This is a genomic window from Bradyrhizobium betae (assembly GCF_008932115.1).
Lineage (GTDB): Bacteria > Pseudomonadota > Alphaproteobacteria > Rhizobiales > Xanthobacteraceae > Bradyrhizobium > Bradyrhizobium betae.
Genome location: NZ_CP044543.1, coordinates 6,377,316 through 6,396,073, shown reverse-complemented (window position 1 = coordinate 6,396,073; position 18,758 = coordinate 6,377,316). Strand labels below are relative to the sequence as shown.

Annotated in this window: 18 protein-coding genes and 1 tRNA gene; 4 read left to right on the top strand and 15 right to left on the bottom strand. The window is 63.6% G+C overall.

The features are described from left to right. Nucleotides 1-210 precede the first annotated feature (210 nt). Entirely contained in the window at nt 211-1,767 is a 1,557-nt protein-coding gene (locus F8237_RS30840) for a porin (protein ID WP_151649873.1), read from the bottom strand. Nucleotides 1,768-2,171: 404 nt separating this feature from the next. Between F8237_RS30840 and F8237_RS30835 the strand changes: the two genes are divergently transcribed. Continuing rightward, nucleotides 2,172-2,678: a MarR family winged helix-turn-helix transcriptional regulator gene (locus F8237_RS30835; protein WP_162006286.1), complete on the top strand. Its 507-nt coding sequence runs from the start codon at nt 2,172-2,174 to the stop codon at nt 2,676-2,678. 117 nt (nt 2,679-2,795) lie between these two features. On the opposite strand, the gene F8237_RS30830 is transcribed toward F8237_RS30835, so the two are convergent. The 3 genes from F8237_RS30830 to F8237_RS30820 form a co-directional block, all read right to left on the bottom strand. Beyond that, entirely contained in the window at nt 2,796-3,914 is a 1,119-nt protein-coding gene (locus tag F8237_RS30830) for an alpha/beta hydrolase family protein (protein ID WP_151649872.1), read from the bottom strand. Between the two features lie 281 nt (nt 3,915-4,195). Beyond that, on the bottom strand, nt 4,196-5,167 hold the full coding sequence (locus tag F8237_RS30825) for an SDR family NAD(P)-dependent oxidoreductase (protein ID WP_151649871.1): 972 nt from the start codon (nt 5,165-5,167) through the stop codon (nt 4,196-4,198). 144 nt (nt 5,168-5,311) lie between these two features. After that, nucleotides 5,312-6,220, bottom strand: coding sequence for a dihydrodipicolinate synthase family protein (locus tag F8237_RS30820; RefSeq protein ID WP_151649870.1), 909 nt, complete (start codon nt 6,218-6,220; stop codon nt 5,312-5,314). A 341-nt stretch (nt 6,221-6,561) separates the two neighbouring features. Between F8237_RS30820 and F8237_RS30815 the strand changes: the two genes are divergently transcribed. Continuing rightward, nucleotides 6,562-6,801: a hypothetical protein gene (locus tag F8237_RS30815; RefSeq protein WP_015685698.1), complete on the top strand. Its 240-nt coding sequence runs from the start codon at nt 6,562-6,564 to the stop codon at nt 6,799-6,801. 284 nt (nt 6,802-7,085) lie between these two features. Here F8237_RS30815 and F8237_RS30810 read toward each other — a convergent pair whose 3' ends face one another. The 8 genes from F8237_RS30810 to F8237_RS30775 form a co-directional block, all read right to left on the bottom strand. Continuing rightward, nucleotides 7,086-7,490, bottom strand: a complete 405-nt coding sequence (locus tag F8237_RS30810; RefSeq protein ID WP_151649868.1) for a hypothetical protein — start codon at nt 7,488-7,490, stop codon at nt 7,086-7,088. A gap of 662 nt (nt 7,491-8,152) precedes the next feature. Further along, nucleotides 8,153-8,230, bottom strand: a tRNA-Pro gene (locus F8237_RS30805). Nucleotides 8,231-8,339: 109 nt separating this feature from the next. Further along, entirely contained in the window at nt 8,340-8,918 is a 579-nt protein-coding gene (locus tag F8237_RS30800; protein ID WP_151649867.1) for a MerR family transcriptional regulator, read from the bottom strand. A gap of 24 nt (nt 8,919-8,942) precedes the next feature. Then, nucleotides 8,943-9,284, bottom strand: a complete 342-nt coding sequence (locus F8237_RS30795; RefSeq protein WP_028152484.1) for an integration host factor subunit alpha — start codon at nt 9,282-9,284, stop codon at nt 8,943-8,945. Nucleotides 9,285-9,418: 134 nt separating this feature from the next. Beyond that, entirely contained in the window at nt 9,419-10,399 is a 981-nt protein-coding gene (locus tag F8237_RS30790; protein ID WP_151649866.1) for a beta-ketoacyl-ACP synthase III, read from the bottom strand. Beyond that, nucleotides 10,396-11,457 carry a phosphate acyltransferase PlsX gene (gene plsX, locus F8237_RS30785; RefSeq protein WP_151649865.1) on the bottom strand — a complete coding sequence of 354 codons (1,062 nt, stop codon included), beginning with the start codon at nt 11,455-11,457 and terminating at the stop codon, nt 10,396-10,398. The genes F8237_RS30790 and plsX overlap by 4 nt, the downstream gene beginning before the upstream one ends. Before the next feature lie 300 nt (nt 11,458-11,757). Continuing rightward, a complete protein-coding gene (locus tag F8237_RS30780; protein ID WP_151649864.1) occupies nt 11,758-12,327 on the bottom strand; it encodes a YceD family protein in 570 nt (189 codons plus the stop codon). Next, nucleotides 12,324-12,875, bottom strand: a complete 552-nt coding sequence (locus tag F8237_RS30775) for a ubiquinol-cytochrome C chaperone family protein (protein ID WP_151649863.1) — start codon at nt 12,873-12,875, stop codon at nt 12,324-12,326. Before F8237_RS30775 ends, F8237_RS30780 begins: the two co-directional genes overlap by 4 nt. A gap of 98 nt (nt 12,876-12,973) precedes the next feature. Here F8237_RS30775 and F8237_RS30770 point away from each other — a divergent pair, with 98 nt between their 5' ends. Together F8237_RS30770 and F8237_RS30765 are read left to right on the top strand one after the other, a co-directional pair. Continuing rightward, entirely contained in the window at nt 12,974-13,459 is a 486-nt protein-coding gene (locus F8237_RS30770; protein WP_162006285.1) for an outer membrane protein assembly factor BamE, read from the top strand. 117 nt (nt 13,460-13,576) lie between these two features. Further along, the gene (locus tag F8237_RS30765) at nt 13,577-14,602 is read left to right on the top strand and encodes a Bug family tripartite tricarboxylate transporter substrate binding protein (RefSeq protein ID WP_151649861.1); all 1,026 of its coding nucleotides are present in this window, start codon (nt 13,577-13,579) and stop codon (nt 14,600-14,602) included. A gap of 260 nt (nt 14,603-14,862) precedes the next feature. Here F8237_RS30765 and F8237_RS30755 read toward each other — a convergent pair whose 3' ends face one another. From F8237_RS30755 to F8237_RS30745, 3 genes are all read right to left on the bottom strand, one after another. Then, nucleotides 14,863-16,983 (bottom strand): sodium-translocating pyrophosphatase, encoded by a 2,121-nt coding sequence (locus F8237_RS30755; RefSeq protein WP_151649859.1) that lies wholly within the window; start codon nt 16,981-16,983, stop codon nt 14,863-14,865. 271 nt (nt 16,984-17,254) lie between these two features. Beyond that, entirely contained in the window at nt 17,255-17,860 is a 606-nt protein-coding gene (locus F8237_RS30750; protein ID WP_151649858.1) for a hypothetical protein, read from the bottom strand. Between the two features lie 189 nt (nt 17,861-18,049). Continuing rightward, a complete protein-coding gene (locus F8237_RS30745; RefSeq protein ID WP_244626022.1) occupies nt 18,050-18,637 on the bottom strand; it encodes a hypothetical protein in 588 nt (195 codons plus the stop codon). Between the last annotated feature and the right edge of the window lie 121 nt (nt 18,638-18,758).

The following is an 18,758-nucleotide window of genomic DNA, read 5'->3' as shown; positions in this document are numbered from 1 at the left end:
ATAGCATCAAGCTAAGAGCCGCAACTTTCGTAATCGGCTGACAGATATATAGCTTATCAACTCAGGTAAGTAAATAAGTTTTCAGGCGATCGAATCGCATGGCTCGTCTTCGCCGCCTGCAACGCCTGCCGGATTTTCCGAACGCCGCATCTGAAAAAGGCCCCGGCGGTGTCCCGCCGGGGCCTGGTCAGATCCGAAAGAAACTTCGGCTTACCAGTTGCGCTGGGCGCGCAGCAGCAGGCTGTAGGTGTCCTGGTCCTTCAGCTCGTAGGTCGCCGCAGGCTTGGCGACGCCCGTCAGTGCACCGGTCGTGATCACGCCGGAATACTTCTGGTCGAGGTGGCTGTAGGTGAAGTCAGCCGAGAAGGTCAGGTTCTTCACCGGGGTCCAGCGGGTGATGACGCCCACCTGGCCGATGTTGAAGTCCGGGTTGCAGGTGCCGGTCAGGGTCGCGAACGCGGCGCTGCCGCAGATCATGGTCTTGGCCGTACCGCTGTAGTTGACCGCAGCCCACGCGCCATAGAGCGCCGTGTTCCAGAACGGGCTCCAGTTGTGGGTGTAGGCACCACGGAAGCCGTAGGTCTTGGTCAGCTCGAGGCTGCCGCCGGGACCGAACACCGCGTCAGACACGCCGGCGAAGCCGATGCTCTGATACGCGCCGCCCGAACCGCCGAACATCGAGTAGCTGGTCGCAGCCAGCTCCTGGAAGTTGTAGCGGCTCGCGCCCTCGGTGTAGACGCCCGAGAGGTTGATCACGTCGCCGGCACCGGTCGGGATGTTCTTGATCTGCAGAGCAAGCTGAACGGCCCAGCCCCACTTGTCTTCCGGATGCCCGGTGGCTTCGGTCGCGCCGTAATACGCGACATGGTTGTCGTGCGCGGCAACCGACGCCTGGAACAGGCCCCAGGCCTGGTCGACGCGAACCGCACCGACGATGTCGGGCGCGCGGGTGCCGCCGAGATCGTTGGAGCCGTAGGCACCGCCGAGAACGCCGGTGGTGGACATGCCCGCGGTGTTCCAGATGTTGGTCTGGAAGACCTGCGTCTGGTCCTGCGCCGAGATCGTCGCCGTCACGCCCTGACCGAAGTCAGCGGTGTAGGTGGCCTGGACGACGCCGTTGGTGGCGCCGCTGCCGCCGACCAGCTGGTCGAAGTTGTTGCCGGGATAGTTGATCCAGGGCGCGTCGAACTGCGACACGGCCTTACCCAGGGTGAAGCCGGCGAACTGGATGAAGGCGTAGTAGACGCCAAGCGAGCCGCCCGAGAGGTTGCCGTCGGTGCCGTTGACGTTGCCGCCGCTGGACCCGGTGAGGCCGGTGCCGGCCGCGTTGAGGCCTACCGTGCCGCTGTACTGGGTCGCGCCCGTGCCCGAGCCGGTGCCGCCGTAGCTGCCGGTCGTCCAGCTGAACACCGCATCGAAGTAGGTGCGGACGACGCCGTATTCGGTCGCGGTGCGCGTGTCGATGTTGAGATCTTCACGAGCGCGCATCGAGTAGTAGTTCGTCAGGCGGTTGTTGGCCGCGAACACGCCGTTGTACTGGGCGCTGTAGTTGCCGCCGGCATTGAGCGCGACTTCAGCGCGCAGGTAGCCGCCCAGCTTGATGCAGGTGTCGCTGCCCGGGATGTAGTAGAAGCCCGCGCCATACAGCGTGCAGATCTTGACGTACTCGACCGCCTTGGCCTTGACCGGAAGATCGGCCGCCTGGGCTCCACCGACGGCGATCAGACCCGCCGCAGTGCCGAGCAAAAGGCTCTTCACCACTTTCATATAAAACCTCCAAGTTGCTCATTTTGCGGAGACTGGACCGTGAGGCCCCCAGATCCCCGTCTCTTCAATTCCGCTCGGCCGCTTTGCGCTTTCGGACACACCCGCTTGAACGCGAGGGACGTCAGCGAACCACCTGCAACGGGACGATCGAGAACCCCCACCGTCACGGCGCAATATGCCTGCGCCGTTCCGCTAATCAAAATAGTTTATTAGGTCACCTTTGTGGTTTCACTAAACCTGTGCCCCGCGCGCAACACTGCGGGGGTGGGCAATATGCTGAGCTGATCATCTTTGTAGTTTTAGTGACAAAATTACCCTGCTCTGCACTTGCGTCAGGGCAGACTTGCGTGGACTATGCCTTGCACGACGCCGGCCGGAATGAATCTGTTGACGGGAGTGACGCTGTGTCAGCGACGAGGAAAGAAGGAGCGCGCCTCCGCTCCATCGGCAATCTGGATATCATCAGGCGTTTCACCTGGGAGATATCGTCGATCAACATGCACCTGGAGGAGCTGCGTCAGTTCTGGGCGAGAACGCTGGGCATCAGCGGTCCGCAATGGCTGATCCTGATGGCGATCTCCGACCTCGACAAGGATGACGGCGTGCCCGTCAACGTGGTCTCCAAACTGCTCCACGTCGACCCGTCCTTCGTCACCACCCAGTCCAAGCTGCTGGAGAAGAAGGGCCTGCTGCGCCGGCGGCCCTCGCCGACCGACGCCCGCGTGGTGCGCCTGTCGCTGGCCGAGAAGACCCAGAAGCACATCGCGAGCCTCAACGAGCAGTACAAGTCGATTCGCGAATTCGTCTTCCAGGAGTTCGACGAGGAAGAGCTCGCCGAATTCACCACCAAGCTCGCGACGCTGAAGACACGGCTCGAAAAGGCCTGCGTCAGGATATCACTCGACTACTAGAGCGTATTCGAGCGAAGTGGATACCGGTTCGCGTCAAGACAACGCGTCAAAGCAAGAAGCCAGAGCTCCGTTCCGATGACATCGGAACGGAAATGGCTCTGAAGCGGCAGGCGGCGCTTAGCTCCGCCGCCCCATGCCGCCCAGCTGCGATTCGAGCCAGTCGAAGATGTATTCGTTGGCAAGGCTCGGATTGTCCGCATGAGCCTGCGCCGCGCCGGTCTCCGCCGCCGTGAACACCTTCAGCAGGATATCCGAGCTGCCGAGCCGCGACTTCTGCACGATCTGGCGCGCCCGGTCGGCCTTGAGCCAGCCGTCCTCGCCGAGCGTGATCAGCACCGGACAGTCGACACTCGAGGCCATCAGCGGCGCCGACGGCACCGGGACGATGCTGAGGTCGCTCATGGCAAAACGGCTGGCGAAGAAGGACCGCTCGTGCAGGTCCCAGAGGCCGCCGTCGCAGACGGCCGCAGCGAGCCGGGGCTCCTGCAAAACCGCGCGTGCGACGAAGGAGGAGCCCCACCCGTCCGCGACGATCCCGATGCGATTGAAATCGACGTCGTCGCGCGTTTCCAGGTAGTCCATGACGCTGCCGATCGAGCTCTCGAGATCGCGGCGCTGCAGCAGCGTGTCGGTATAATCGTCGCGCTGGTCGCCGAGCAGGTCCAGCGCCAGCATCGACAAGCCGCGCTCGCGCGCATGCGGCGCGAGCTTGAACAGGAATTCCTCCTTGCGATGTCCGGGCTCGCCGATGCAGATCACGGTCGGAGCCCGCTTGCTCGCCGAAGGCGCAGGCAGGAAATAGCCTTGCAGGGCGTGTCCGTCGTCGGACCAGGGAATCGTGACGATTTCGCCGGCCGGACCGCGCGCGGACAGGAAGCGGCGTGCGCATTCCTGCATCGCCAGCACCGCGACCCAGCGGCGCTCGTCGGCCTGGTCGAGCGGCATCGCGGCCGCGCCGTAGTAGTTCATCGCTCGCAGCCAGTTACGCTGCGCGGTCGCCATATGGCCCTCCGCGAAAGCCGCCTCGGCGCGCTGCCGGTTGGCGCGCGCCAGCTTCTTCCACTCGCGATGCCAGGAATGCTCGTCGCCCCGCTTGAGCTGCCGCGCGATCATCAGGCATTCTGCGATCGTGGCGCCGCCCTCCTGGGCCGCGGTGAGCAGCCGCGTGAACTCAGCGGAGATATCCTCTCTCTCCGGGCAGAGGGTCCAGTCGTCGGAGAGGCATGCGGGTATCATCGGGGCTACGCTTTATGATGGCGTTACCCCTGACTGACTAAACTATTTTAGTTCGCCAACCAAGCGGCCGTGCGCCGAATGAGACCCGTTTGACATCACCATCGCTTGAACGATGCTGGCGCACTGGTGATGTCGCATGCGTGACATTCCAATTCGTCATAAGACCTTGAAGACTGGCAAGAGGTGGCACGTGAAAATACCGCCTCGCCTCTTGCCATGATGATCATCATACCTATGTCGACGCACTGTCGTCTCAGCCAAACCGATTCAGCCAAATCGGCTCAACCGAGTCGCCAGCCGACCTCCTGCGTGAAGCTTTCGTAGAAGGAACGTTCATAGGCCTGCTCCGGCGTAGCACGAACGCGCTCGTCAAGACGTTTGGCGTCTTCGCCCACAAGAATGCGCCAGCGCTCCGCCTTGACGCCGTCGAGGATGATCTTCGCGGCCTGCGCCGCAGTGGTCGGCGCATCCTCGAGAAAGCTGCGGGCGCGTTCGGCGAACACCGCCTGGATGTCCTCGTCCGACATCTTGTCGGCATCGGGCACGCCGGCCGCAACCATGCGCTTGCGGGTCAGCGCGACCTCGTCGGCATTGAGCCGCTCCGATCCGTCGACGCTCTGCACCTTGCGTGAATTCGAGACGATCGATGTGCCGATGTGGCCTGGCATCACCACCGAGCATTTGACGTGCGGCGCGTGCAGGCGAAGGTCGTTGATCAGCGCTTCGGTAAATCCCTTCACCGCGAACTTGGCCGAGCTGTAGGCTGTGTGCGCCTGCCCCATGCCGATCGAGGCCCAGAAGCCGTTGACGCTCGCCGTGTTGATAATGTGAGCCTCGTCGGCGGCCACCAGCAACGGCAGGAAAGTGCGCACGCCGAGATAGACGCCGCCCCAGCAGATGTTGAAGGTGCGCTCCCACTGCTCGCGCGTGTTGGTGAACAGGCTGCCGCCGCCGCCGATGCCGGCATTGTTGAACAACAGATGGATCCTGTCGGTCTTCTGCTGCTCGGCAAGCTCGTCGCGGAAACGCTTGAGATGATCCTCGATCGAGACGTCGGCGACATGGGTCGTGACGCGCAGGCCCTGCGGCAGCTTCTCGACCTCGCAGAGCCGCTTGGTCTCGGCCATCGCGGCCTCCGAGACGTCGCACATCGCGACGTTGCAGCCCTCCGCAACGAGCTGCCGTGCGAGCTCGCGCCCCATTCCCGTGCCGCCGCCGGTGATGACGGCGATCTTTCCTGCAAAATCCTTCATGGGACTTTCGGCCCCTCCCCTTGTCGGTCTGTTTCTTCGTGGCTGCGCCCCCGCGTGGAGGCGCGCGCAAAATGTAGCAGCGCTGCATCCGCAGGTAAAAGCGGATCAGCGCTGCTGCTCGACAATCGTATTTCAGCTCGCGGACTATTCGGCGGCCTCGAAGCGCGTGCCGTTCAAGGCGCCAAGCGCCTCCAGCGCCTTGCGGGTCGCGGCCTGCTGCGCGGGTGAAGCCTCCGGCATCGGCGCACGCGGATACGTCTTGGGCAGGCCCTGCAGCGTCTGGGCGTAGCGCGTGCAGGCCGGCAGATTGTCGGCAATGATCGCGTTCCACAGCGTCAGCAGCTTCTTGTGCAGCTCGAGCGCGCGCGGATGATCGCCCGCCTTCACCGCATCCCACAGCGCGACGGACGCATGCGGCGCTGCGGTCAGGATCGCGGCGATCGAGCCATGGGCTCCGAGCGTGTAGGACGGATACATCAGCGCATCGACGGCGCTGTAGATCAGCTTGTCCGACGCCATCATCATGAGGTCCGCGAACAGCTTGAGATCGCCCGCGCTCTGCTTGACGCCGACCACCAGCGGCACCTCGGTCATGATCCGGGTCAACAGCGCCGGCGAAAGATACGACCACGGCACCACGTTGTAGATGATGATGGGCATGCCGGTCTCGTCGGCCATGGCGCGGAAATGCGCCACCATCGCCTCGTCGTCCGGCTTGAACAGATAGTGCACCGGCGTGACCTGCAGCGCCGCCACGTTCATGTCGCGCACGAGCTTGCCGCGGCGGATCGCATCGCGCGTGGAGTCCACGATGATGCCGGCGATGACGGGGATGCGCCCGTTCACCGCCTCCACCGTCGCCGCCATCAGGTCGCGATATTCCGCGTGATCGAGCGTGTGGCCCTCGCCGGTCGAGCCGCCGGCGGCGACGCCATGGGCGCCCGCGCCGATCATCCAGTCGACCTGGGGCGCCACGAGCTTGTAATCAATCTCGCCGTCTTTCCGGAACGGCGTCGTCATCGGCGGGATCACGCCGGTCGGTCGTGCCTTCATGGTCTGCCCTCGCGTTTCCTTTGGTCCTGCGGCGGTCCCGCTCTTTTGACGAGTATCCGCACGCTGGCGAGCGTATCGGCTGCGCAGGCGTTGTGAAGGGGCGGTTCGCGCGGCGCAGCCCCCCACAATTGCTCATCTCTGCGCTCATTGCCCGTGATTTCCTGGGGGTTCCCCGTAGTTGCCCGGCTTCGGTTTAGGGGCAATTTTTTTACAATCCGAATCGTCAAATGGGGTTGGACGCCGGGTCGAGTCGGAGAGGACGGCGTGTTGTTCGCGTCACAGACTCTGGCACTCCGCTTGCATCTTCTTCGTGGTCAGAAACTACCAATGAGGTGACTGGAATGTTCGTGACCGTCGTTGCCGTGCTCTGCCGGCTAAGCGCAGCCAGCTCAGGCAGTTGCGTCGAGGAAATCGTGACCGACAGCAACATGACGCCCGAGATTTCGATGATGCAGTGTGCGGTCGGCGCACAGGCACCGCTTGCGAAATGGATGGGCGAGCACCCGATCTATCACGCCAACTGGCGCCTCGAGCGCTACAAATGCGTGCCGGGTCACTACGAGATCAAGGGCCACGCGTAAAGCGGCCCCGCAAAACTACCGACCAAGAGGAAACGCCCGGGGGCCGCCTTGTCCCTCCGGCCTGCAGCGCCAGCTCCGTTGAAGCAGCGCGCCCTGTGACGACAGTCACGCCTTCCGCTCAAGCAATCGCACGCAGAATGATCGCACGCGCTCGCTGCCCCGCTGGCGCCGACTTGCTCTATTAGTATTTTCCCAGCAAGGAGCCACTCGTCGCCGCCGTGATCGAGCGTCATAACGAGGAGATCATGAGGCTCGTCCGGGTCGCCAAAGGTAGCGAGCGAAGCCTACCGGTGAAACAACCACCAAGCAAACAAGATGAATAATAGGATGGCAACTGCGGGCGCGTAGAGTTCGATCCGCGCTTTTGTCGCAATGACCTCGAGGTTCTCGGCATTGCGGCGTTCGCGCCGCTGCTGTTCCGGCGTAGGCATTGGTAGAGGTTGCTCACCCCGCGCCTGAGCCTCCAGATCTAGGATCCGTTGCCAGCGCGGTTTCGTTGCGCTGCCCTGGACTTCCTCCGACGCCGTTGGAGGGGCGCCCGATTTCCCGTAGATGCACTGATTGAGCAGCAAGGCCATCTTGACGTCGGGGTCGCTGGAATCGCGCCCCAGAACGGCCTTGGCGAGTTCGTCACGTAGCTCGATCACGTTCCGGGCAATCTCTTCGCTGGACAATGATGTCTTGGTCACGTCTCTCTTAGTTCCTTGATTGTCGTTTGCGCCAGCTGACAGCGAAGCAATTCTCGGCGGCAGCTATCGTGACTCGCTAAGGCATGTCAGCAACAACTTGATTTTCGTTTCTGCAATTGGGGGAGCGGTGCACTCGTTTGAATCGAGGAAGAGTCCCGCGACATGATATGGAAGGCGCGTCAGATCAATTGAGTGCGCTGTCACCAGTGATCTAACTAGCCCGCGCACCACCAATTAAGGAACAGCGTCGAAGCCTTCAACCTCGATGTCCACATCGTGGTGCACGCTCATCTCGAAAGCCGCCGCAGGGAAATGCGCGAGATCGCCCAGCCTAACCATCTTCATCGGTTTCAAGCGTTCGAGGCGGCCGCGCACGGCACGCGATTGCGACGACAGTACAGTCTCGGAGGATAGAAACAGGCTTCGCGGACAGGTCGTCCCAGCCCACAAGCCCGGCATGACGACATTTGCCCCTGTTTTGCCCGACGCGCCAAATCGAGTTGGAAAAACATCATCCCGTCTATGACGTCAGTACTGTGCATGGGGTTGTTTTCGGATTTTTAGTTTGCCGCCCGTCAAGGCAGCCGCCCGCCACTAAGCATCATGCCTTCCCACCGGCGGGAGCAGGCCCCGACGTCCACCCGACAAACGATTTGAAAAAATGGTCGGAGCGAGAGGATTTGAACCTCCGACCCCTAGTCTCCCAGACTAGTGCGCTAACCGGGCTGCGCCACGCTCCGAACGTCGTTCCATTAGCTAGGATCGCCGCTTAGCGCAAGGCAAGGTCACAGCATTTTGGCATTGCCGGCCAAAGGCCCGGAACTGCCTGCTAAACCGGCCGAATGCGGCCTAGGCGTCGTTCAGTGCCTGGTCCAGCATGGCCCGGCAGGCGACGAGGTCGGCGAGCGCCCGTGCCAGCCGCTCGCGGTCCAGCGCGCTGGGGCCGGCGGGCGCGGCCGGGGTGCCGCCCTTGCGGAAGGTGGTGAGGATTTCCTCGTCGTCGGTCTCCGAGAAGCGGAAGTCGATGCCTTCCTCCTCCCCGCCCTGGTAGTCGTCATCGTCGGTGTCGAGCGCGCCGCGGACGCCGGTCTCCTCCTCGGGCTCCATCAGGCTCGCCCCGATGGCATCCTCGATGGCGCCGAACGAGACCGCGGCCGAGCTGTCGGCGAGGCCCTGCACCGATTTAACGCCGTGCTCCTTGAGGATCCGCTGCACCCCGCGGATGGTGTAGCCCTCGCCGTAGAGCAGACGGCGGATGCCCTTGAGCAGGTCGACGTCGTCGGGGCGGTAATAGCGGCGGCCGCCGCTGCGCTTCATCGGCTTGATCTGGGAGAATCGGGTCTCCCAGAACCGCAGCACGTGCTGCGGAATGTCGAGTTCCTGCGCTACTTCGCTGATGGTTCGGAACGCATCCGGCGCCTTGTCCAAATGCCAGTCCTTTCCGAAAGGCGGTTACGCCTCGGGTTGCGCCTTGCTGGCGTCGCCATTGCCGCGGTGCTGGGTGTTGATCCGCTGCTTCAGGATCGCCGACGGCTTGAACACCATCACCCGCCGCGGCGAGATCGGCACCTCGGTCCCGGTCTTCGGGTTACGGCCGATCCGCTGTCCCTTCTTGCGGACCATGAAGGAGCCGAACGAGGACAATTTCACCGTCTCGCCCTTTTCGAGGCAGTCGGTGATCTCCTTCAGCACGAGTTCCACGAACGCAGACGATTCCGTCCGCGACAGGCCCACCTTCTGGTAGACGGCCTCGCAGAGATCAACACGCGTTACGGTTTTACTTTGATCAGTCATCGCCCTGCCCCACATCACGGCGAACAATTGTTGTCTGAAATTATGAGGTTACGATACGGCGGTCAACAGCGCTCATCAATGCAGACGCATCGATAATGGGCGCTGATTCCGACAAAATTTGATCGATTGTGGCGCTACCAGCGCACCAGAGCCGAACCCCAGGTGAAGCCGCCGCCCATGGCCTCCATCAGGACCGCGTCGCCACGCTTGATGCGGCCATCCTTTCGCGCCACCGACAGGGCCAGCGGAATCGAGGCGGCCGAGGTGTTGCCGTGACGGTCCACCGTCAGCACCACCTTCTCCGGCGCGATGTGCAGCTTGTGGGCGGAGGCGTCGATGATTCGCTTGTTGGCCTGGTGTGGCACGAACCAGTCGATGCTGTCGGCATTGAGCCCGGTCGCCTCGAAGGCATCGACGATCACGTCGGTGATCATGCCGACCGCATGCTTGAAGACCTCGCGGCCCTCCATGCGCAGATGGCCGACGGTCTGGGTCGAGGACGGCCCGCCGTCGACGAACAGTTTTGCCTTGTGACGGCCATCGGAACGCAAATGCGTGGTCACGATGCCGCGGTCGGTCGCGGCATGGCCGGGCTGCTCCTGCGCCTCCAGCACGACCGCGCCGGCACCGTCGCCGAACAGCACGCAAGTGCCGCGGTCGTTCCAGTCGAGGATGCGCGAGAAGGTTTCCGCGCCGATCACCAGCGCGCGCTTGAAGGCGCCGGTGCGCAGGAAATTGTCGGCCGTGGCGAGCGCGAACACGAAGCCCGAGCACACCGCCTGAAGATCGAACGCCGCGCCATGGTTGATGCCGAGCCCGTGCTGCACGGCGACCGCGGTCGCGGGGAACGTGTTGTCGGGCGTCGAGGTCGCCAGCACGATCAGGTCGATCGACTGGGCGTCGAGGCCGGCATCGGTGAGCGCGGCCTGCGCCGCCTTGATCGCCAGATGCGAGGTGAACTCGCCCTCGGCCGCGATATGTCGCTCGCGAATGCCGGTGCGCTGCACGATCCACTCGTCGGACGTGTCGATGCGCGCCGCCAATTGGGCGTTGGTCACCACCTGCTCCGGCAGATAAGAGCCGCAGCCCAGCACGACCGAACGAATTTGAGTCACGAAACATCCTCCGGCGCGGGCTGCACGGAATTGAGTGCACCACCCTCGCGGTTGAGCATCTGATTGATCTTGTTCAGGAGATCGTAGTGAGCCATCTCATAGCCAACATCGATCGCATAGGCAAAGCCTTCGGCGCTGGTTCCGCCATGGCTCTTGACCACCAGTCCGTTCAAACCCAGGAACACGCCGCCGTTGGACTTGCTCGGGTCCATCTTGTTGCGCAGGGCCTGGAAGGCGCTGCGCGCAAAGACATAACCGAGCCTGGACCGCCAGCTCCGCTGGATCTCGTTGCGGAGCAATTCCGCCATCTGCCGCGCGGTTCCCTCGGCGGCCTTCAGGGCAATATTGCCGCTGAAACCTTCGGTGACGATCACGTCGGCCAGCCCCTTGCCGATGCCGTCGCCCTCGATGAAGCCGACATAGTCGAGCTCCGGCAGATTACGCGCACGCAGGATCTCGCTGGCTTCGCGGATCTCTTCGTGCCCCTTGATCTCCTCGGCCCCGATATTGAGCAGGCCGACCGTGGGCCGCTTCTTGTCGAACAGCACGCTGGCCATCGCCGCGCCCATGACCGCGAGCGACACCAGATGGTGGGCGTCGCCGCCGATGGTCGCGCCGAGGTCGAGCACGACGGACTCGCCGCGCTTGGTCGGCCAAATCCCCGTGATCGCCGGGCGGTCAATGCCCTTCAGCGTGCGCAGGTGGAAGCGCGACATCGCCATCAGCGCGCCGGTATTGCCGGCGGAGACCGCGACATCCGCCTCGCCCTGCTTGACCGCGTCGATGGCAAGCCACATCGAGGAGGTCCTGCGGCCACGCCGCAGCGCCTGGCTCGGCTTGTCCGAGCCGCTGACGGCGACATCGGTATGGACGATTTTCGAGGCGGCCTTGAGCTCGGGATGCCGATCGAGCTCGGGCTCGATCCTGGCGCGGTCCCCGACCAGCAGGAACTCGGTGTCGCGATGCCTGCCGAGCGAGATGGCAGCGCCCGGAATGACCACGGCGGCGCCGGCGTCGCCCCCCATGGCGTCAAGCGCAATGCGAACCTTGCTTGGCATAAAAGTCCTGGAAAACCTGATCTGGTGCGGTCTTGAACGAGCGGGGCCGCGGAATGGGTGCGCCATGGACATGGCGACCGGTCAGGCGCCACGCCGCGCCCCGACCGGGCCGCGACAATAGCGTTTTGCTATCCCGAAACAACCTCTTGCCCCCAGCCTTTTGCATGCGGGGCGATTTGTCGGCACAGACCCGATTTCAAGAGAAACACTTGGAAATCAGATAGATAACCCGACCTTTCAAACTTCTCCCGCAAGCGCCTCGCGCTCCGTAGCAAAGCGGGTGCAGCGGAGAATGCCCAGCTATTTGCCCTTCTTTCTGTCCTGAAGCGCCTTCAGCGCCGCGAACGGATGGTCCTCCGGATCGGGGGCGATGACCTCGGCCTCGAACACGGCCCCCTCCTTGCGCGGATAGGGATCGACCGCCAGGAACAGCGCGTCGGTGGCGATCCGGCCAAGGTCGATGATTCCATTGACGATCGCCTCCGGCGGATCGACCACCTCCGGCGGCTCCGAATCGTCCTCGCCCTCCTCGATCAGGTCGGCCATCCTCCGAACCTCGGCTTCGGGCGCGAACACCAGATCCACCTTCTCGTCGATGTCGCTCTCCATCGGATCGAGGGTGACCACGCAGGTCTGGCCGATCCGGGCGCGAACGTGGCCCGTGACCTCGAAGCGGCCGCCGCTCCTGGGCACGATTTCGAAGGCGGCCTCGGCGGAGAGGACCTCCCGCAGGCCGCCGACCTCGGCGATGGCCTGCAGTTCGTCGGCCGATGCCTTGAGCTTGCGATGCAGGCCGGTGTCGGGGATCTGCACGACGCTGACGGGAGACCGCCAGGGATCAGGTCTGGATTCGGCATTCGGTCGGCTCATCGCGTCATGTCCTCAGTCAGCGCAGGGGGAAACCTGAAGGATGCGCCCAGCAGGGCAGCTTCGTCGGTCCGGCCGAGATCGGCCTCGGTGGCCCGGGCGTAGGCCGCGAGCTGCCGCGCCTGGTCCAGGCCATCCCCGTTCAAGATATTCCTGCAAATGGCCGACGCCAGCGCCTCGCTGCCGCTTTCCGTCGCCTGGTCGTAGGCCTGCATACGGCCGTAAAAGGCCTCGCCGAACGCTCGCATCCGCTTCGGCACGGTCTGGTCGCCCACCCCCATCTCGCGCAGATTGTCGTCCATGTCCTCACAGAAGCGGTCGAACAGCGCCTGCGACAGCTCGGTGGCGCCTTGAGCCGTGCGCAGGCGGCGCAGCAGCAGCCAGAGATGGAGCAGCAACAGGTCGAAACGCCCGTTAACCGTATCGGGCACCCCCAAGTCGCGGTAAAATATGGGTTCTCGCGCCTGCGTCACGATCATGCCATAGATGGCTTCAATGGTGCCGCGCGGGGCTTGCCGGGGTTTCCTGAAGTGATTGAACGGCCAAACCATTGTGGGTTCCGCAAGCGGGCGTGCGCGTGTTGCAATTGCAGCCTCCGCCCGGTACTTCAGCGCCTCGCGCGACGCAAGGGGACGGAATCAGTTCCGCTATGACGATAACGAACCAGACCAGCCGGCGCGCGGACAAGCTGCGCGGCTTTCAAGCACGCTGGCGCGGCCTGCGCCTGTTCGCGGCCATGGCGCTCGTCGGCGTTGCGCTTGCGGGCTGCACCGGCGAGCAGTTCCAGAAGGGTTACATCCTGCCGCCCGGCGCGCTGGAGCAGATTCCGATCGGCGCGAGCCAGGACCAGGTGCTGATCGTGATGGGCACGCCCTCCACGGTCGCGACCCTCGACGGTGAGGTGTTCTACTATATCTCGCAGCGCTCGGAGCGCATGGTCGCCTTCATGAACCAGAGGGTGGTCGACCAGCGCGTCATCGCCGTCTACTTCGACAAGAATCGGCGCGTGCGCCGACTGGCGAATTACGGCCTCCAGGACGGCAAGATCTTCGACTTCATCAGCCGGACCACCGCGACGTCGGGCCAGGAGATGAGCTACCTCGCGCCGCTGTTCAAGCTGCTCAGTTTTAACTGAGTATTCAGCCCGCGGCGTCGTGCCGCCTCCAGCGTGGCACTTGTCGTCGCGTACGACTTGCCGTTGAGCGCCGGGTTCCATACGCTCCCTGCAAAGTAAGAAGCAGGGAGTGGATTCGTGCCCAACAAACTACCCAAGAAACTCGATAAGAAATTTCTGTCCCGTCGCCAGGTTCTCACCGGCGCCGCGGGCCTCACGGCTGCAGCGATCCTGCCGCGATCGAGTTTGGCCGACTGGAAGCCGACCGAAACGGTCCGCGTCATCGTGCCGGCCGCGGCCGGCGGCTCCACCGACGTCATGGGCCGGCTTCTCGCCGCGCATCTGCAAACCGCCTGGGGCCAGTCGGCTGTCGTGGAAAACCGCTCCGGCGGCGGCGGCACGATCGGCACCGCCGAAGTGGTCCGCTCAAAGCCCGACGGCCAAACCATCCTGGTCGGCAATCCCGGTCCGAACGCGATCGCCTACAGCATCTTCAAGAACCTCACCTACAAGCCGGACCAGCTCCAGCCGGTCTCCAACATCATCCGGATTCCGAACATCGTCTCGGCGCATCCGAAGACCGGCATCAAATCCATTGCCGAGCTGATCGCGTATCTGAAGGCCAATCCGGACAAGCTCAGCTACGCTTCCTCCGGCGTCGGCCAGAGCCCTCACCTCACCGGCGCCTGGTTCCTCCAGCTCACCGGCCTGAAGATGACGCACATCCCGTTCCGCGGCGCCGGCCCCGCGCTCCAGGCCGCGCTCGCGGGCGACATCCAGATCCTGTTCGACAATCTCTATCCGAGTCTGCCCCAGGTGCAGAACGGCACCCTCACCGGCCTTTGCGTCACCACGCCCGAACGCAGCGACTTGGCGAAGGATTTGCCGACCATGCGCGAGAGCGCGCCGGAGCTGGCCAATTTCGACGTGTCGTCCTGGTTCTCGGTGTTCCTGCCCAAGGGCGTCCCCGCCCCCGTGCTCGAGGCGCTCAACCTTCAAGTGAAGGCGATGCTGGAGCGCGAGGACATCAAGAAGAACATCGCCGCCATGGGCGCTCGCGCCGACTACAGCACACCGGAGCAGTTCTCCGCCTTCGTGGATGCCGAGACGAAGAAGTTCGCCGGCATCATCCAGAAGGAAGGCCTGCAGATGGATGTGCAGTAGGCGTTCGCGCGAGACGTTTGCGCGGAGATAAAAGCAGCATCCACCGATGTCATTCCCCGCGAAGGCGGGGAATCCAGTAAGCCGCGGCTTCTCCGCGTCACACCGCAGTCTGTGGAATACTGGATCGTCCGCCTTCGCGGACGATGACAGCGAGGGTGAGGCTGCGCTCGCAATGACGCGATGAAAGACTTCCGCACCAAAACAAATCAAAAACCCCGCGGCTCGCGCCGCGGGGTTTTGTCTTTGGTCGTTGGCGCCGATCAGTGCGCCAGGATCGCCAGCAGCAGCAAGGCCACGATGTTGGTGATCTTGATCATCGGGTTCACCGCGGGTCCCGCGGTGTCCTTGTAGGGATCGCCGACGGTGTCGCCGGTGACGGCGGATTTGTGGGCGTCAGAGCCCTTGCCGCCGTAATGGCCGTCCTCGATGTACTTCTTGGCGTTGTCCCAGGCGCCGCCGCCCGAGGTCATCGAGATCGCGACGAACAGGCCCGTCACGATCACGCCGAGCAGCATCGCGCCGACAGCGGAGAACGCCGCCGACTTGCCGGCCGCACCGCCGCCGGCGATGACGTAGATCAGGAAGTAGACGACGATCGGCGACAGCACCGGCAGCAGCGAGGGGATGATCATCTCCTTGATCGCCGCCTTGGTCAGCAGGTCGACCGCCCGGCCGTAGTCGGGCTTGTCGGTGCCCTGCATGATGCCCGGCTTCTCGCGGAACTGCCGGCGCACCTCCTCGACGATCGCGCTCGCCGCACGACCGACCGCCGTCATGCCCATCGCGCCGAACAGATACGGCAACAGGCCGCCGAACAGCAGGCCAACAACCACGTAGGGGTTGTTGAGCGAGAAGTCCGGGTTGACACCCTTGAAGTAGGCATGGTTCGCGGAGTCCCCAATGAAGAACTTGAGGTCCTGGTTGTAAGCCGCGAACAGCACGAGAGCACCGAGACCGGCGGAGCCGATCGCGTAGCCCTTGGTCACCGCCTTGGTGGTGTTGCCGACCGCGTCGAGCGCGTCGGTCGACTTGCGCACCTCCTTCGGCAGGCCCGCCATCTCGGCAATGCCGCCGGCATTGTCGGTAACTGGGCCGAAGGCGTCGAGCGCGACAACCATGCCGGCCAGCGCCAGCATGGTGGCGGTCGCGATCGCGATGCCGAACAGGCCGGCCAGGCTGTAGGTGACGAGGATGCCGGCGATGATGACGATCGCGGGCAGCGCAGTCGACTCCATCGAGATCGCCAGGCCCTGGATCACGTTGGTGCCGTGACCCGTCACCGACGCGGCCGCGATCGACTTCACCGGACGATAGTCAGTGCCGGTGTAGTACTCGGTGATCCAGATGATCAGCGCGGTGACGACGAGGCCAACGACGCCGCACTCGAACAGCGCCATGCCGGTATAGTCGACGCCGTCGAGCTTGCCGAAGCCGATCAGGAAGTAGATCACGCCGGCAATGCCGACCAGCGACAGGACGCCGGTTGCGATCAGACCCTTGTAGAGCGCACCCATGATCGACTGGCTCGGCCCGAGCTTGACGAAGAAGGTGCCGATGATCGAGGTGATGATGCAGATGCCGCCGATCGCGAGCGGCAGCGTCATCATGTTGGAGAGGATCGGCGTCTTGGCGAAGAAGATCGCCGCGAGCACCATCGTGGCGACCGCGGTCACCGCATAGGTCTCGAACAGATCGGCGGCCATGCCGGCGCAGTCGCCGACATTGTCACCGACGTTGTCGGCGATGGTGGCCGGGTTGCGCGGGTCGTCCTCGGGGATGCCGGCCTCGACCTTGCCGACGAGGTCGCCGCCGACATCCGCACCCTTGGTGAAGATGCCGCCGCCGAGACGGGCGAAGATCGAGATCAGCGAGGCGCCGAAGCCGAGCGCCACCATGGCGTCGACCACGACTCGGCTATCGGGCGCAAGCTTCAGCGAGTGCACCAGGAAGCCGAAGTACAGCGTCACGCCGAGCAGAGCGAGACCCGCCACCAGCATGCCGGTGATGGCCCCCGCCTTGAAGGCGAGTTCGAGGCCCCCGGCGAGCGAGGTGGTCGCCGCCTGGGCGGTCCGCACATTGGCGCGGACCGAGACGTTCATGCCGATGAAGCCAGCCGCCCCCGACAGGATGGCGCCGATGGCAAAGCCGATCGCGACATAAAGACCGAGGAAATAGACGAGCAGCACGAAGATGACGATGCCGACGATACCGATCGTGGTGTACTGGCGTCGGAGATACGCCTGTGCGCCTTCGCGCACCGCTGCCGCGATCTCCTGCATGCGCGGCGACCCCGCGTCCGCACTCAACACCGAAGACGTCGCCCAGATCGCGTAGACGACGGAAAGCACTCCGCAGAGCACTATCAACCATAATGCTGTCATGTGATTTTCTGCCTCAGATCCTTGATGTGTCCCCGGCGCCTTTTATTGTCCGTCTTGCGGTGCGGCGCCTTGATTTTGAACAACCCCGCCCCTTGCCCTGAAGAGGTGGCGTTAGTCGGCCACAAGCTTGCCAAAATCGCATTGAGGGTGCAACGCCGGAAGCGACCGAAAAGGCGATCTCGGCAGGTATTTAGGTCGTAGACGCCCGCTCAGCGGAATGTCTCCAGACACCTCTCGGACACACCGATGAGCGCCAGTCCGTGCCTCGGCCTCAGGCGGCGGACCTGACGGGATGACGGGAGGTCGATGCCATTTCCAGGGTCTGCCCCTCGGCTGTCGTGCGCCGGTTGAAGATCTTGACATCGTAGACGCCGCCACTGGGGCCGGTCTCCAGCGCGACCGAAATGACCTGCTCGGGCTTGAGGATGCCGAGCGTGACATCCTGGTCGGGCAGAATGAGCGTCGCCTGCTCATTGACCAGCACCACCACAAGATGGCCTTTCATCATGTTGGTCTTCGCCAACCCGCGCAGCCCGCCGTGATAAGGCTCCCGGGTCCAGGCCGACGGCAGGCCGGGATCAACCACGACATGGATGTTATTGGTCTCGGGGTGCAAGGTGAGCACCATCTTCGACTGCTCGGGCTTCCATTGCATCGACATCGACGGCATGGTTTTCCAGAGACAATTGAACGCCGCGCACTCGTTCGGCAGCTTGTCGTGAATCGTGCAGCCCCGGCCGGGCTTGCAATGCGAGCACCACTTGCCGGCGGCCTTGCCGAGCTCGACCACGTTGTAGACCTTGCAACAGAGCGTGCAGCTTCCGCACTCCCTCCCGGGAGCCGGTACCTCGCTCAAACTCGAAACGGCCGCCGTCATAGAATCAGATCCATTGGCTCCCTTTGGCTCTGATAGATCTGCTTGCTGTCGTCGGGCTTGCGATCGCCAAATCAGACCAGATCCGTGCCCTGGCTGTCGACAAAGCGCGGCGGCGTCGGCTCTTCGATGAATCCAATCGCCGTGATCGCTACGGCCGCCGAACCAGACAAGGCACGGCCACGGCTTCGCTTAGGCCGCCGACCTCACAGGATGGCGAGAGGTGGATGCGACTTCGACGGTTTGACCATCCGGCAGGGTCCGCGTGGTCGAGACCTTGATCTCATAGACCGCCCCGCTTGAACCGGACTCCCTCCGCACCGTGATGACCTGATCCGGTGTCATCGGACCGAGCTGCACATCCTGGTCAGGCAGAACGAGTGTCGCCAGTTCGTTGACGAAAACGACGACGTACATGCCTTTCGGCATGTTCTTCGTCGCCCACTGCCGCAAGTGGTCGTGATAGGGCTGGCGGCTCCATGCCGACGGCAGACCCGGGTCGACCTGGATCTGAATGTTCCGGGTCATTGGATGGATGATGGCTACCATCTTCGCCTGATCCGGCTTCCATTGCGCCGGCATCGCAGCGTCCGTACGCCAAAGGCAATTGAATTCTGCGCACTGGTCCGGCAGGTTATCGTGAATCTTGCAGCCCCGGCCAGGCTTGCATTGCCCGCACCACTTGCCGGCGGCCTTCTGGATCTCGGGAATGTTGTAGACCTTGCAGCACAGCGTGCAGCTTCCGCATTCCCTGCCGGGAACAGGCCGCAGCTCGCTCACGGTTAAATCCGCCGTCATCCGAATCAAGCCCGTCAGTTGCGATTGCCGATATTACCCGATCATAGCGAGAAAAGCAGAGAGAGGACGCTGGCGTCCCGGCTGACATTGGGTCGCACCGAAA